Source organism: Rhodocyclus purpureus, assembly GCF_016653115.1.
Lineage (GTDB): Bacteria > Pseudomonadota > Gammaproteobacteria > Burkholderiales > Rhodocyclaceae > Rhodocyclus > Rhodocyclus purpureus.
Map to the genome: position 1 here is coordinate 66,557 of NZ_NHRX01000059.1, position 13,513 is coordinate 80,069.

The following is a 13,513-nucleotide window of genomic DNA, read 5'->3' on the forward strand; positions in this document are numbered from 1 at the left end:
CAGTATGATTCATACTGTCCCTCTGGTGTGCCAGAGTCGCAGCACGTAGAGGCTGAGATCGACGATCTCGTAGCGCATCTCGTAACGACCGACGAGAATTCGGCGGACCTCACGCGGCTCGAATTCATCGAGCCGTTCGCCGATGCGCGGGTTGTTCAGCAAGGTGGACGTCGCCGCCGTGATCGACTGTACGGTACGCGCAGCCGCAGCTTCATTCACGGGCGCCAGAAACTCGTACAGGCGTAGCAGATCGGAGAGCGCCTTGCTGGTCCATTTCAGTTCCATCAGCGGGGCACCGGCAAGGGCTTATCCGTTCCAAGGCTGTCGGCCCACGCCTGCACGGCCTGATGATCGATGACGCGCCCCGCATCCACATCGGCCAAACCCTCGCGGGTCAGGCGGCTGCGTTCTTCCTCCTGGTCGACCCAGGCAGACAGAGCCTGTTTCATGATCCAGCCGCGGGAGCGTTCAAGGCGAGCGGCCATTTGATCGACCCTCTCGGCGAGAAGAATCGGGACGTGTGCAGTCAGAACTTTGGTTTCGGTCTGTGCCATGAAAAATCTCCTTCAGAGAGCGCACCCTGGTTGATTCATTTCTAATCATAGTGATTCATTTTGAATCGATCAACAGATTCGGCGAGCGCTTCACCCCTTGCCTCCGAGTTCGAGCAGCACCCAAGCCAGCTTCCGCTTCAGCTCGCTGCGCTGCGCGCCCTCGGGCAAGGCGGCGATCTCCTTGCGCAAAGCCACTTCGGGCGGCGTGAAACCGGCGTTCTTGAGCACGCGATTGACCATCCGCTGCTCGGGGGAGACGAAGGGATCGTCATCGAATTCGAGCGGCTTGCCCGCACCCGGCAGGCCGTCCAGCTCGCCGCGCCGGATCGCGTCGGCGATGCGCTGCTCGGCGAGGATCTCGAAAATCGCGCTCATCGCAAACTCAGTAAGGGTTCAGGGCCCGAATTGTTGCATCCGGCCATCAATGCAACAATGCGGGCCCTGCATCCTGGCTCGCTGGCTTGGGAAAAGGAGCCGGCGAGAGCTCCCGGCTCCGCAAAGCTCCTTGCCGACGCGCCCTAGGGCGTGTGGGATTTGGCCGGGGTCAGGGCAAAGGCCCATTCGGTCTGCGCATCGAGGCCATGCAGGCGATCCCAGCCGTTGGTGGCCTTGGCATAGACTTCGAGCATTTCGGCGAATGCGGCCTGGCTGCACGAGCCCAGCAGGAAGCCCGTTGAGAGGCTGGCGGTGAAGTGGCCCGAGCCATCCCCGCTCAGGATCTGCTCGGCGGGCGTCGGTCCGCCCGGCACAATCGCAACGGAGGACGCGGCGACCTCGCCGCTGGACGAAAACAGGACGTTCGCGCCACGGCGTACCCAATGCCGGAAGCGCGCCCGATTCTCGGGGTGGACGGCATGCACGGACAAGCCGACGCTGTCTGCCGGATTGAACTGCAGGAAGCCGCAGTCCGGGTTGGCACCGAGCCCCCCTGCCGTGGGTGGGTCAATCGCGGCCGTGCAGGCCCGGTTGTCGATGGTCAGGCTGAACTCGAAACCACCGTCGACCAGTCCCTCGCCCGCCGTGACGACGTGGCTGTCGATTCCGCTCAGGTCCCTGAGGATGAACTGGAAGTCCGCAGGTGCAGGCGACACCTTGACGCCGGACTCGTTGTAGACTTCGAGCCGGAAGCTGTGCAGGCCATGATCGAGCTGGCTGGAGTCGACCATTGCCGAGTAGATTTCTCCGGCATAATCGCCGCCGGGCCACTCCCGGTGATGGCCAGGGATGGCGGGCGGTTCATGGGGGCGGAATTCATACAGCAGCATCGAGTTCACGCCCTTCGGCCCGAGAAAATACAGCGGGAACGAAGGCGGCTTGAGCGGAGCGCTCAGGTCGTAATCGACGTAGGTCTTGTAGATGCCGAGCGCCGCAGGCGCCGCCAGATCGACGAATGCCGTGGCCCCCGGTTTCTTAACGAGCCAGCGATAGTAGCGGATCTGCGCAGTCGGAATGCTGGCTGCGTGCCCGACGCGGAAGCCGAGCACGGCCCCCCAGGGGGCGTCGGTCGCGTCGAAGTCGAAGCCGTGATCGACCAGACCGGTGGCCTTGACCTTCTGCACCGGGATGCCGCCGATCGCATAGGGCATCACCCACTTGAGCACCCCTGCGGGTGGATCGACCTCGATCGACGGGGCGCATACCCTGGCCTGGGGATCCCTGGTCTCGAGGATCACGTCGCTGCCGCAGGCATGATTCCAATGCACATGGCACTTCAGTCCGGGATCGTACAACCAGTGCCAGGAACCATCGATGCACTGGCCGGCCGAGAAATAAAGGTCGGGGTGGTCGCCCGCACACGAGTAGTCGATGCTCGTGTCGAAGTAGCCGTCCTCGTCGGTGCACACGCACTTGAGGAGGTGCTTGTGGAGATGCGATACCAGCTCGCCGAGCGAGCAGAGGATGAAGGCGTGGGGCTTCCAGGCCACGGCCAGCGCGTTGCGGATCTGGACCGCCGAACTCGCGTAGGCGATCGCTTCGAGTTCCGACGAGGCTGGCAGCGGGCTCGCGAGCAACTCGCCGGCAGCGGAATTAGTGGCGCGAAGTCCGGCAGCAGCGCCGGCGGGCGCCGCCAACAAGGGCAGCGGGATCTTCGGCCTGGGGAGCGGCCGGCTCTTGAGCAGTTCGATCAACTCGTCGCGTATCCGGATGAGCGCCTCGTCCGGGATCCTCGCCAGGACGAGGGGGACTGCGTCAACCTCCCAGATCTGAACGCAGGCGTGACAAACGCCCCAGCTTGCCGTGGAGCCGTCCGCCATCTTGACGCGCTTGACCAGGCGTCCGCGCACCTGGCAGCTGCACTGGAGCCACTTCGTCCAGTCACCCCGGGCGACGGCGATATCAACGATTCCCTCCTTGGCGCCAACCCTGACCTTCCGCTCGACGCCGCCACGGCGCAGCAGGGTTTCGTAAAGGGCGGAACGCGGAAGCTGTCCGGCCTGTTCGAGCACCGGCTGCATCCACTGCGGAAGCTCGCCGGTCGTCGACTTTTCTGACATGGCAGGTGCAACCATGACGCGCAGGCGTCGAGCGCTGAAGTCTCCGGGGAGGGAGAGCTGCAGCTTGAACGTAGACGAGTCTCGACGGACAAGGTTCTCCGACACGAGCAGTCGGTCGGCTTCGTCAAAGACGTAAGCGGCAGCGTCGGGCAGGGATTCGTCCCCGAGCTGGTCGATCCTCACCCTGACTTCCAGCTGCTGTCCGGACGGTCTTGCGGCTGTGGTTTCCATTGTTTCCTCCTGGATCGATGCTCCGGCAGGCATGCCGGAGTGAGCTTGAGCGCTCCCTTCGCTTGCACCCGAGTCGGCGCAGCCATTCAAACAGCATAGACAACGGGTTCGCCACAGTCATTGCGGTTTTTCTTCCGCAGCTTGCAATATCATGCAGGCTTGCCGGCACTTTCTCAGGAGGAACTCGCATGTCCGACTCCGCTGCTTACACCCCGCCCAAGGTCTGGACCTGGAACAAGGCCAGCGGCGGCGCCTTTGCCCACATCAACCGGCCGATCGCCGGTCCCACGCACGAGCAGGCGCTGCCGCGTGGCAGGCACCCGCTGCAGCTCTATTCGCTGGCCACCCCGAACGGCGTCAAGGTCACGGTGCTGCTCGAGGAATTGCTCGCGCTCGGTCATGCCGGCGCCGAATACGACGCCTGGCTGATCCGCATCGGCGAGGGCGATCAGTTCGGCAGCGGCTTCGTCGAGGTGAACCCCAACTCCAAGATTCCGGCGCTGCTCGACTGCAGCGGTCCCGCCCCGGTCCGGGTGTTCGAATCGGGCGCGATCCTCCTTTACCTAGCCGAGAAGTTCGGCGCCTTCGTGCCGGGCAAGCCGGCGCGCCGTGCCGAATGCCTGTCCTGGCTGTTCTGGCAGATGGGCAGCGCGCCCTTTCTGGGCGGCGGCTTCGGCCACTTCTACGCCTACGCACCGACCAAGATCGAATACGCGATCGACCGCTTCGCCATGGAGGTCAAGCGCCAGCTCGACGTGCTCGAGCGCAGGCTGGCCGACAATCCGTACGTCGCCGGTGACGAGTACACGATCGCCGACATCGCCATCTGGCCGTGGTACGGCGCGCTGGTCAGGGGAGAGCTCTACGACGCGGGTGAATTCCTTCAGGTGCACGAATACGGGAACGTGATCCGCTGGGCCGACGAGATCGCCAGCCGCCCGGCGGTGCAGCGTGGCCGTAGGGTCAACCGCGTGAACGGGCCGCTGGAGAGCCAGCTGCGCGAGCGCCACGACGCCAGCGACTTCGACACGCGCACGCAGGACAAGCTGGAAGCGCGATCGTGATCACCCTCTACGACTGCGCGACCGCGCCCAGCCCGCGCCGCGCGCGCATCCTGCTCGCCGAGAAGAGCATCGCCCACGAGACGGTGCAGATCGACCTGCGCGCGGGCGAGCAGCTCGGTGCGGCCTACCGCCAGATCAACCCGCAGTGCACCGTACCGGCGCTGCGCACCGACGAGGGCGTGATCCTCAGCGACAACGCGGCGATCGCCGCCTGGCTGGAGGCGCGCTGGCCGGAGCCGCCGTTGCTGGGCGTGACGCCGCTGGACAAGGCCGAGATCGCGAGCTGGAACTGGAAGATCGAGTTCGACGGCCTGCTGGCGATTGCCGAGGTGCTGCGCAACAGTTCGCCGACGATGGTCGGGCGCGCGCTGCCGGGGCCGGTCGACTACGCGCAGATCCCCGAGCTGGCCGAGCGGGGTCGGGCACGCGTGCAGCAGTTCTTCGCAGACCTCGACGCCAAGCTCGCCGACCGCGAATTCATCGCGGCCGGGCAGTTCAGCATCGCCGACATCAGCGCGGTCGTCGCGGTGGACTTCGCGCGCGTGGTCAGACTCAGGCCCGACCAGCGCCACCCGCAACTGTTGCGCTGGCGCGCGGAGATGGGAAAGCGGCCGTCGCTGAGCCTCTAGCGCGCGGCGCGCAGCGGCCGGGGCGTCACCTACGCCGCCGCTGCGCCCAGCTTCTCCAGTTCCGCGAGCAGGGCCTCCAGCTGCAAGGGCTTCGTCAGCATCGCGCTGATCGGCGGCAGGTAGCTCGCCTCCTCGTTGAGCGAGAAGCGGAAATGGGTGACCTCGTGGATCGCCGAGACGATGATCACCGGCGTGTTCCTGATTTCCCGGTAGCGCGAGTCGGCGCGCCCGGCACGCAGCTGGTAGATGAATTCGAAACCGGCCGTGTCGGTTTCCAGGATGGCTTCGAGGACGATCACGTCGGGCCGCCAGGCGAGCGCCTTCTTCAGGCCCTCGACCCTGCTGTGCGCGAGTTCGACCGCGTAGCCCTTCCCTTCGAGCAGCCGTGCCAGATCGCGCAGGTAATCCTCATCGACGTCGACCAGCAATATCTTCTTCATCCCTTGCCCCTCTCCGGCGGCGCTCACTTGAGCAGCTCGTAGATCACGTTGCGCTTCTCCCACGCCTCCCTGCGCTCGTAGATGTCGATCGGGAACTCCATCTGCTTCAGTTCGACCGGCGCGGCTTCCTTCTCGACCAGGCCCAGGGCCAGCGCGATGCCGAAGAGAATCGCCTCGGGGCGCGACGGGCAGCCGGGGATGAAGTAGTCGACCGGGAGCACCTTGTCCACACCGCCGGTGACGTTGTAGGTGTCGAACCAGGCGCCGCCACCGGTCGCGCAGGAGCCGATGGCGAAGACCAGTTTCGGCGACGGGATCGCCTCGTAGGCACGCTTGACCAGCGGCAGCGTCGGCCGCGTCACCGCGCCGGAGATCAGCATGGCGTCGGCGTGGCGCGGCGAGGCGACGAGCTTGATGCCGAAGCGCTCGACGTCGTAATAAGGCGTCAGGATGTTGAGGATCTCGATGTCGCAGCCGTTGCAGGCACCGGTATTGCAGTGGTACACCCAGACCGACTTGGCGAACATCTTCTTGCACAGGCTTCTCAGCATCTTGCGCTCCTATCTGCGCGGTCGTTGGTAGCCCTCGGTCTCGGCGAGGAGATCCGGCGCGAAGGTTTCCGAGGACTTGCGGAGCAGCGCGCGCTGTTCGAGGTTGTCGTAGCGGAAGCCCTTGAGGTCGAGGCGGTCGATGGCGTTGCTGTTTTCCATCTCGTAGCAGCGGCCGCAACGCTGGCAGGTCATCATGAACAGTTCCATGCGCGTGGTGACGTCGTCCTTGTCGTCGCTCGCGGTCTGGAAGGTGTTGCTCATCTTGATCGCGTCTTCGGGGCAGACGTCGGCGCAGCGCCCGCAGTAGGTGCAGCGCGTCCCGTCGTAGAGCATCACGCGCAGTTCCTGGCACACGTCGCGCGTCAGGATGCAGCGCGCCGGGCAGTGGTTGGCGCAGCCGCCGCAGCCGATGCACTTGTGGTGGTCCCAGGTCGGCTGGCCGCGGAAGGTCTGCGGCGCCGGTGCCGGCTGCAGCGGGTAGTCGAGCGTCACCACGCCGGGCTTGGCGACGAGCATCAGTTGCTTGATCTTGCTGGTGAGCCACATGGTCTTTCTCCCTCTCAAGCGAACAGCGCGCCGCCGATCGCGAAGAGCGCGACGACGAAGAGGCCCGCGAAGTACTTCAGCGCCTGGTCGATGCGGAAGCGCGGGTGCGTCGCCGACAGCAGACCGATCAGCAGGAAGACGAGCGCCGTCAGCATCAGCTGGATGACGAGGTCGAAGCCGACGTGCCTGGCGCCGAGCAGCGGGACGAACACCGCGACCGGCAGGTAGGCATAGAACATCTGCTTCACCATCAGGTAGTACTTGAACAGGGCGTAGTTCGGCCCGCTGTACTCCATGAACGGTCCGCCCATGATCTCCTGCTCGGCCTCGGCGATGTCGAAGGGCTGGCGACCGACGAAGGCCTGCAGCGCGAACAGGGAAACGACGAGCATGACGATCCCCGGCCAGCCGTACTCGCGCGCCGGCGTTCCGTAGATCACGGTGGTCAGGTCGAGGCTGCCGGTCTTCAGGACGCCGAGCAGCAGGATCATGAACAGGATCGGCTCGACCATGATCATCGTCGTCATCTCGCGGCTGGCGCCGATCAGCGCATAGATGTTACGGCTGGCGAAGGCGCCCATGAGCACCGCGACGCCACCGAGGGTCAGGAGGTAGATCAGAGAGATCGCGTCGGCGTAGGGCGTCAGCGCCGTCGGCCGGCCGGCGACCGGCAGGATGGCGACGACGCAGAGGATCGAGGCGAACGCGACCAGCGGCGCCAGGCGGTAGGGGGCGGTGCCGGCGGAATCGACGTTCTCCTTGCCGAGCAGCTTGAACAGGTCGTAGAAGGACTGCAGCAGCGGCGGCCCGACGCGGTTCTGCACGCGCGCGGCGACGCGGCGGATGATCCCATCGAAGAGCGGCGCGAAGAGCAGGAAGACGAGCAGGTTGCCGAAGACGAGCAAGAGGCCCGGCGGGTTGTCGAACATCGGCTGCATCAGAGGCCTCCCTTCCGCGACATGCGCTCCAGTTCGCTCTTCGTCAGCGAACTGGCCTTGCCCGACCTGAGGTCGACCACCGCGACGCGGTCGGTGCACGAGAAGCAGGGGTCGATGCTGCCGAGGATGATCGGAAAGTCGCCGAACTGCTCGTCGAGCAGCATCAGCGGCACCGCCTGCAGGTTCGGGTAGGTCGGCGCCCTCACCCGCCAGCGCTCGGGGCGGTTGTCCTCGCCGGTGATCACGTAGTGCGTCGATTCGCCGCGCGGCGCCTCGACCACGGTGATCGCGTGGCGCAAGGGCGGGATGTCGTCCTTCAGCTCGACGAAGTATTCCCCTGACGGCATGCGGTCGAGCACCTGGTGGATGATGCGGATCGCCTCATAGACCTCGAGCACGCGGATGACCAGCGTCGCCCAGACGTCGCAGTCGTCGAGCACCGGCACGTCGAACTTCATCTCGTCGTAGGCCGCGTAGGGATGGTCGCGGCGCGCGTCGATGTCGACGCCGCGCGCGCGCGCGACGGGGCCGACCAGGCCCCAGTCGATCGCTTCCTGCTTGGTGATGGTGCCGACGCCCTTGGTGCGCTTGTGGATCGAGCTGTCCTTCTCGATCGCCTTGTGGATCACGCGCAGTTCCTGCTCGATCTTGGTGACCACCGCGCGGATGTCGTCGGCGATCTCGGGGGTGATGTCGCGGCGCACGCCGCCGATCAGGATCATGCCGTAGGTCTTGCGGTTGCCGGTCAGGCGTTCGGCGAGCCACATCAGCTGCTCGCGCACGCGCCAGGCCTGCATGAACACCGTGTCGAAGCCGATCAGGTGGCCGGCGACGCCGAGCCACAGGAGGTTCGAGTGGATGCGCTCGATCTCGAGCATCAGCGTGCGGATGTACTCCGCGCGGCGCGGAATCCGGATGCCGCCCGCAGCCTCGACCGCCTGCGAGTAGGCGGTGGCATGCACCGACCCGCAGATGCCGCAGATGCGCTCGGCGATGAACGGGATCTCGTTGTAGCTGACCTGGGTCTGGCACAGCTTCTCGATGCCGCGGTGGGTCATGAAGCCGCGGTAGTCGCAACCCTTGATCGTCTCGCCGTCGACATAGACGGCGAAGTGCTCGGGCTCGTGCAGGCTCGGGTGGAAGGGGCCGATCGGCACGATCTTGGTGCCTGGCGGCGCCTCGTCCAACTGGTAGGCGACGTCCTCGGCGCCCTGCGGCACCAGGTCGTGCGGCACTTCCTTGCGCATCGGGTAGATGCCCGGCGGCCAGTCGTCGCAGACGATCAGCTTCTTCGGCTTCGGGTGGTTCGGAAACTTGAAGCCCAGAAGGTCCATGTACTCACGCTCCGACCAGCCGGCCGAGGGCAGGTCGGGCGTGATCGACTCCACCTCGGGGTCGTCTGCCGGCGCCTTGGTGCGCAGGCAGACGAAGCGGTCCTCGCTGTCCACCGAATACGTATGCACGAGGCCGAGACTGCCGTCGCGCGCGATCTCGTCGTAGCCGACGCTGCACATGTAGCGCCCGCCCTGCGCGACGATGATCCGGCTGGCGGCGCGGATCGCCTCGCGCCTGACATCGACGAAGACCGTGCGCCGGTCGGTCTTCTCGACGCAGATCACCGCGTCACCCAGTTGCGCGGTCAATGCCGCTTCAAGCTCTTTTCTCATCCTGCACCCCTGCTCTGCCCGGCCATCAGGCACCGTGGACGTTGCCGCCCGTCCACCTCATGAACTTCTTGAACGCCGCGTAGATGTGGCTGCTGACGTAGCTGTTGTCCTGGTTGCGCGTCTGGTAGCCGCACAGCCACACCGGTGCGCTGCGCCGCGCGCTGCTGCCCGAGGTGCGCAGCCAGTCGGCCAGCACCATGGCGACGACGAGGGCGGCGAGGACGACCAGCGGCATGACGAAGGCGACGCCACCGGCACCGAGGTCGAGGCGGACGCCCGCCCACGAGGTGGCGAGCGCCGCCTGCGTCGCCGGGTCGGCGAACAGTGCCTGCGCGATCGAACCGTCGGCGTTGGCGAAGATGCCGACGAAGAGATCGACGAAGAAGGCCGGAAAGAAGCCCTGGACGAGGCAGGCCGCCGCCAGCAGCAGCATCGGCAGCAGCATCCAAAAGTCGACCTCGCGGATATCCTTCTTCTCGTTCCACTCGACCCCGGCCGAGGCGAAGGCCATGCCGAAGAACTTGACGTAGGAAGCGAGCGTGATCGCGCTGGTCATCAGCGCGATCACGGCGAAGAGGACGATGACCCCGGCGGCCTTGCCGCCGAGCAGGCCACTGCCGATGATCGCCCACTTGCTGACGAAGCCGCTGAAGGCCGGGATCCCGGCAATCGACGCCGAGGCGATCGCGGCGGCAAAGGCGGTCAGCGGCATCAGTGTCAAGAGGCCGCCGAGCTTGTCGAGGTCCTTCGTCCCGGTCGCGTACTGGACGCTGCCGGTGGTCAGGAAGAGCAGGCCCTTGAACAGCGCGTGGTTGGCCAGGTGGTAGATGCCGCCGACCAGCGCCAACACCGCGAGCGTGCCGAGCAGCGGGTTGCCGGAGAGCAGGAAATACTGCGCGCTGCCGATCGCCAGCAGGATGTAGCCCATCTGGCCGATCGAGTGGTAGGCGTGCAGGCGCTTGGCGTCGTGCTGCTTGAGTGCCTGCACCGTACCGATGAACAGGGTGACGACACCGAAACAGGCGAGGACCAGGCCGAGATTGCGTCCTTCGTGCACTTGGACCTCGGGCGGGACCATCCAGAACAGCGTGCGCACGATGCCGTAGACGCCGGTCTTGATCATCACCCCGGAGAGCAGCGCGCTGATCGGCGACGGCGCCGAGGAGTGCGCGTCGGGCAGCCAGAGCTGGCCGAGCGGGAACATGCCGGCCTTGATGCCGAAGCCGAGCAGCAGGAGCGCGTAGATCGCCGCCCGCCGCGGCGACTCGGCGGCGCCGAGTCCTTCGGCGAGCGCGTGCAGCGGCGTTCCGGGGCCGCTCTCGGGGATGGCCGCCGCGGCGACGACGACGCAGCCCCAGGCGACCTGCATCAGCAGCAGGTACTTGTTGGCGCTGCGCACGATCTCCGGATTCCGGTCGTCGAAGCGGATCAGGAAGTACGAGGCGAGCGTCATCGTCTGCCAGGCGACGGTGAAACCGATGCTCAGGTCGTCGACGGTGACGATGCCGACCATGCCGGCAAGGAAGAGCGGAAAGGCGAGGTAGAAGCCGCGCAAGGGGTAGTCGCGGTAATGCGCCATCTCCATGTAGCCGATGCAGTAGAAGGCCGCCAGCGCGCCCATGAACGAGATCAGTGCGAGGAAGAGCGCCGAGAAGCCGTCGATCAGGAAGGGGACGGCGATCTCGCCGAGATGCAGGACGAAACTCTCGCCGGGAACGCTGCCCGAGAGGATGGCGAAGGCAAGCAGGCCGAAGCTCGTCCCGGCGGCCAGGGTGAACAGGAAGTTCGCTGCGCCGGCGACTCGCCGCTGCGTGGCGAGGAGCGGCGTGATCAGCGCCGACCCGAGCAGCAGCGCGAGTCCGGCCAACAAGGTGCTTTGCATTTCCATCTTCTCACTCCCCGTGGAGCGCGGGAACGGGCGTCCGCCCCTGCGTCCGGATCATGTCGATCACGGCCTCGGCGCTGTCGAGGATTTCCCGGCCGACCTCATTGCCGTAATCGGTGTCTCCGGCGACGATGCCGAGCAGCCAGACTGACTTGCCGTGATGCTTCAATACGGCAGCCGCGGTGGACAGCGCGAGCTTGTGCGTCGACCAGCCGCCGGCCGCGTCTTCCAGGTCCTCGATCGGGCCGAGCAACAAGGTGCCCGGTTGTGCATGATCGCCGCCAGCGCCGCGGACGGCGTCGATGATGAGGACGTTCTGCGCCGGCCCGTCGGCGATCGTAAACACGTGGTTCTCGATCACGTCCTCGGCGTTGACGACGCCGAGCTGCCCGGAGGCCGGAAGCTCGTCCTGGAGACGCTCGGCGATCAGCGCGCCGACGGCGTCGTCCTTGCGCCAGGGATTGCCGACGCCGACGATGCAGGTCGGCTGCGCCAGAATCTGCCGCAGGCGAGACACGAGATCGTTCCCGGCAGCCGGGCCGCGCGGCAGCGTGCTCATATCACCTCGCCCAGGGTCTTGATCTGGTGGTAGGTGTAGACGGGCCCGTCGGTACAGACGAGGGTGCGGCCGATCGAGCAGTGCTGGCACTTGCCGATGCCGCACTTCATCTGCCGCTCCAGCGTCGACACGATGTCGTGCTCGCTCATCCCGCGCCGCAGCAGTTCGTCGATCACGCTGTTGAACATCACCGGCGGTCCGCAGACGAAGGCCACCGTGTTATCGACCGGGACGCCAGCGGCTTCGATCAGCTTGTTCACGAAGCCGACGTGGCCTGACCAGCCGGCTTCGGGACGGTCGATGGTGATGAAGGTCTCGAAGCCTTCGTTCTTCTTCCACTCGACGATGTCTTCCTGGTAGAGCAGGTCGCGCGCGCTACGCGCACCGTAGAGGAGGATGATCCGGCCGAACTCCTCGCGGTGCTGCAAGGCGTGCACGATCGAACTGCGCAGGGGGATGAGGCCGATGCCGCCGGCGACGTAGATGATGTTCCTGCCCTTGATCTCGTCGAACGGGAAACCGTTGCCGAAGGGGCCGCGCACGCCGAGCTTGTCGCCGGGACGCAGCGCGTGCAGCGCGTGGGTCACCTTGCCGACCGCACGCACGGTGATGTGGAAGCGGTCGTTCTCGGGGCTCGGCGGCAGGGACACCGCGAACTCGCCGGCGCCAAAGACGGTGCACATGATGAACTGCCCGGACTTCAGCGTGAACTGCGCTGCGAGCTCGGGGTCGAGGAAGGACAGGTAGAAGGTCTTCACCTCAGGCGCCTCGTCGCGGATCTCGTCGATATTGACGACCTCCGGGAAGGCGACGATCGGGCAGACGCCGGTTTCTTGGCACGAGCCCGGACGGTGCCGCGCTTGAGCATTCGCTTGAGCCATGATCCTCGCCTATGCGCTGGTTTCGCGACGGATGTACTGGACGACGTTGGGCAGGCCGATGTCGCCGGGACAGACCCACTGGCAACGGCCGCAGCCGACGCAGCCGGGACGCAGGTATTTCTTCGACTGCGAGTACGAGAGCTTGCAGAAGAAACGCTTGTTGCGGCGGTCCTCGACCGGCTTGCGCGGGTTGTGGTCGCCGGCCATGCGCGCGTAGCCTTCGAAGGAGCACGAGTCGCGCGTGCGCAGGCGCTCGCAATCGCCGCCGCACTGCTGCGCGTCCTCGATGTTGAAGCAACTGCAGGTCGGGCAGACGAAGGCGCAGGCACCGCATTCGAGGCACTGGTTGCCGATGTACTCCCAGATCTCGTGCTTGATGAAGCCGGTGGTCATCCGGTTCATCGCGCGTGAAATCCACGCCTTGTTGTCCTTGGCCAGTTCCGGGAACGAGGCGATCGAGCGCTCGATCACGGCCTTCTTCGCGGCGAGGTGCTCTTCACCGGCCGGCTGCCAGCCCTGCGCGTCGGCGATCGCCTGCCCCTTCGCGCTGCCGACCTGCACCAGGTAGCCGTCGTCCAGGCGAGTGAGGTCGAGGTCGAAGCCCTCCTCGGCCGCCGGGCCGCTGTGCGTGCACACGCAGAGACATTGATCCCAGGGGGCGCTGCAGGTGTTCGAGATGAGGATGCTCTGCCGGCGATGGACGAGGTAGACGTCGTCGACGAATTCCTGGCCGAGGAAGAAGCGGTCGAGGCAGAGGATGCCGTTGAGGTCGCAGGGACGCAGGCCGAACAGCACCTTCGGCTTCTCGGCGTACTGCTTTTCGATCTCGACCTGCTGCGCCTCGGGATCGTAACGGTACTTGAGGATGCGCTCCATCTGCGGGAACAGGATTTCCTTGACCGGCATCGACGGAATCGCCGCGTCGAGGTCGGGGACTTCGCCGGCAGCGAGCAGGTCGAAGAAGACCTGTCCGCCCGGAGGTTTGAGCTGCGGGCCATAGACCTCGTGCGTTTTCTGCAGATCCAGCGCCAGTGCCTTGATTTCCTCGGAACTCACCAGATAGATGGACATCA

The 13,513-nt window shown here is 65.9% G+C and carries 15 protein-coding genes; 2 read left to right on the forward strand and 13 right to left on the reverse strand.

Annotated elements, in window-relative coordinates:
• Positions 1-9: 9 nt before the first annotated feature.
• The 4 genes from CCR84_RS11875 to CCR84_RS11890 form a co-directional block, all read right to left on the reverse strand.
• Positions 10-285 (reverse strand): type II toxin-antitoxin system RelE/ParE family toxin, encoded by a 276-nt coding sequence (locus CCR84_RS11875; RefSeq protein WP_201212522.1) that lies wholly within the window; start codon positions 283-285, stop codon positions 10-12.
• On the reverse strand, positions 285-554 hold the full coding sequence (locus tag CCR84_RS11880; protein ID WP_201212524.1) for a CopG family ribbon-helix-helix protein: 270 nt from the start codon (positions 552-554) through the stop codon (positions 285-287). The genes CCR84_RS11875 and CCR84_RS11880 overlap by 1 nt, the downstream gene beginning before the upstream one ends.
• A gap of 90 nt (positions 555-644) precedes the next feature.
• Entirely contained in the window at positions 645-929 is a 285-nt protein-coding gene (locus tag CCR84_RS11885) for a DnaJ family domain-containing protein (RefSeq protein ID WP_201212526.1), read from the reverse strand.
• Between the two features lie 143 nt (positions 930-1,072).
• Positions 1,073-3,280 carry a hypothetical protein gene (locus CCR84_RS11890; protein ID WP_201212528.1) on the reverse strand — a complete coding sequence of 736 codons (2,208 nt, stop codon included), beginning with the start codon at positions 3,278-3,280 and terminating at the stop codon, positions 1,073-1,075.
• A gap of 188 nt (positions 3,281-3,468) precedes the next feature.
• Between CCR84_RS11890 and yghU the strand changes: the two genes are divergently transcribed.
• Positions 3,469-4,344: a glutathione-dependent disulfide-bond oxidoreductase gene (gene yghU / locus CCR84_RS11895; RefSeq protein WP_201212530.1), complete on the forward strand. Its 876-nt coding sequence runs from the start codon at positions 3,469-3,471 to the stop codon at positions 4,342-4,344.
• A complete protein-coding gene (locus tag CCR84_RS16800; RefSeq protein ID WP_201212532.1) occupies positions 4,341-4,973 on the forward strand; it encodes a glutathione S-transferase N-terminal domain-containing protein in 633 nt (210 codons plus the stop codon). The genes yghU and CCR84_RS16800 overlap by 4 nt, the downstream gene beginning before the upstream one ends.
• A gap of 29 nt (positions 4,974-5,002) precedes the next feature.
• Here CCR84_RS16800 and CCR84_RS11905 read toward each other — a convergent pair whose 3' ends face one another.
• Genes CCR84_RS11905 through CCR84_RS11945 form a run of 9 tightly spaced genes read right to left on the reverse strand, consistent with a single transcriptional unit; the run spans position 5,003 to position 13,511 of the window.
• The gene (locus CCR84_RS11905) at positions 5,003-5,413 is read right to left on the reverse strand and encodes a response regulator transcription factor (protein WP_201212534.1); all 411 of its coding nucleotides are present in this window, start codon (positions 5,411-5,413) and stop codon (positions 5,003-5,005) included.
• Between the two features lie 23 nt (positions 5,414-5,436).
• The gene (locus CCR84_RS11910) at positions 5,437-5,964 is read right to left on the reverse strand and encodes an NADH-quinone oxidoreductase subunit B family protein (protein WP_201212536.1); all 528 of its coding nucleotides are present in this window, start codon (positions 5,962-5,964) and stop codon (positions 5,437-5,439) included.
• 9 nt (positions 5,965-5,973) lie between these two features.
• Positions 5,974-6,510: a 4Fe-4S binding protein gene (locus CCR84_RS11915; RefSeq protein WP_201212538.1), complete on the reverse strand. Its 537-nt coding sequence runs from the start codon at positions 6,508-6,510 to the stop codon at positions 5,974-5,976.
• Between the two features lie 14 nt (positions 6,511-6,524).
• Positions 6,525-7,448, reverse strand: coding sequence for a respiratory chain complex I subunit 1 family protein (locus tag CCR84_RS11920; RefSeq protein ID WP_201212541.1), 924 nt, complete (start codon positions 7,446-7,448; stop codon positions 6,525-6,527).
• Complete coding sequence (locus tag CCR84_RS11925) at positions 7,448-9,115, reverse strand: hydrogenase large subunit (protein WP_201212543.1); 1,668 nt, start codon at positions 9,113-9,115, stop codon at positions 7,448-7,450. The genes CCR84_RS11920 and CCR84_RS11925 overlap by 1 nt, the downstream gene beginning before the upstream one ends.
• Before the next feature lie 25 nt (positions 9,116-9,140).
• On the reverse strand, positions 9,141-11,003 hold the full coding sequence (locus CCR84_RS11930; protein WP_201212545.1) for a complex I subunit 5 family protein: 1,863 nt from the start codon (positions 11,001-11,003) through the stop codon (positions 9,141-9,143).
• Between the two features lie 4 nt (positions 11,004-11,007).
• Positions 11,008-11,559 (reverse strand): hydrogenase maturation protease, encoded by a 552-nt coding sequence (locus tag CCR84_RS11935; protein WP_201212547.1) that lies wholly within the window; start codon positions 11,557-11,559, stop codon positions 11,008-11,010.
• Positions 11,556-12,440, reverse strand: a complete 885-nt coding sequence (locus CCR84_RS11940; RefSeq protein ID WP_201212549.1) for an FAD/NAD(P)-binding protein — start codon at positions 12,438-12,440, stop codon at positions 11,556-11,558. The genes CCR84_RS11935 and CCR84_RS11940 overlap by 4 nt, the downstream gene beginning before the upstream one ends.
• Before the next feature lie 9 nt (positions 12,441-12,449).
• Positions 12,450-13,511, reverse strand: coding sequence for a 4Fe-4S dicluster domain-containing protein (locus CCR84_RS11945; RefSeq protein WP_201212551.1), 1,062 nt, complete (start codon positions 13,509-13,511; stop codon positions 12,450-12,452).
• Positions 13,512-13,513: the final 2 nt, after the last annotated feature.

Bases quoted from the DNA above. Each gene is read 5' to 3' on its own strand.
- CCR84_RS11875 (WP_201212522.1), bottom strand. From the start codon at position 285: ATGGAACTGAAATGGACCAGCAAGGCGCTCTCCGATCTGCTACGCCTG.
- CCR84_RS11880 (WP_201212524.1), bottom strand. From the start codon at position 554: ATGGCACAGACCGAAACCAAAGTTCTGACTGCACACGTCCCGATTCTT.
- CCR84_RS11885 (WP_201212526.1), bottom strand. From the start codon at position 929: ATGAGCGCGATTTTCGAGATCCTCGCCGAGCAGCGCATCGCCGACGCG.
- CCR84_RS11890 (WP_201212528.1), bottom strand. From the start codon at position 3,280: ATGGAAACCACAGCCGCAAGACCGTCCGGACAGCAGCTGGAAGTCAGG.
- yghU (WP_201212530.1), top strand. From the start codon at position 3,469: ATGTCCGACTCCGCTGCTTACACCCCGCCCAAGGTCTGGACCTGGAAC.
- CCR84_RS11905 (WP_201212534.1), bottom strand. From the start codon at position 5,413: ATGAAGAAGATATTGCTGGTCGACGTCGATGAGGATTACCTGCGCGAT.
- CCR84_RS11910 (WP_201212536.1), bottom strand. From the start codon at position 5,964: ATGCTGAGAAGCCTGTGCAAGAAGATGTTCGCCAAGTCGGTCTGGGTG.
- CCR84_RS11915 (WP_201212538.1), bottom strand. From the start codon at position 6,510: ATGTGGCTCACCAGCAAGATCAAGCAACTGATGCTCGTCGCCAAGCCC.
- CCR84_RS11920 (WP_201212541.1), bottom strand. From the start codon at position 7,448: ATGCAGCCGATGTTCGACAACCCGCCGGGCCTCTTGCTCGTCTTCGGC.
- CCR84_RS11925 (WP_201212543.1), bottom strand. From the start codon at position 9,115: ATGAGAAAAGAGCTTGAAGCGGCATTGACCGCGCAACTGGGTGACGCG.
- CCR84_RS11930 (WP_201212545.1), bottom strand. From the start codon at position 11,003: ATGGAAATGCAAAGCACCTTGTTGGCCGGACTCGCGCTGCTGCTCGGG.
- CCR84_RS11935 (WP_201212547.1), bottom strand. From the start codon at position 11,559: ATGAGCACGCTGCCGCGCGGCCCGGCTGCCGGGAACGATCTCGTGTCT.
- CCR84_RS11940 (WP_201212549.1), bottom strand. From the start codon at position 12,440: ATGGCTCAAGCGAATGCTCAAGCGCGGCACCGTCCGGGCTCGTGCCAA.
- CCR84_RS11945 (WP_201212551.1), bottom strand. From the start codon at position 13,511: ATGTCCATCTATCTGGTGAGTTCCGAGGAAATCAAGGCACTGGCGCTG.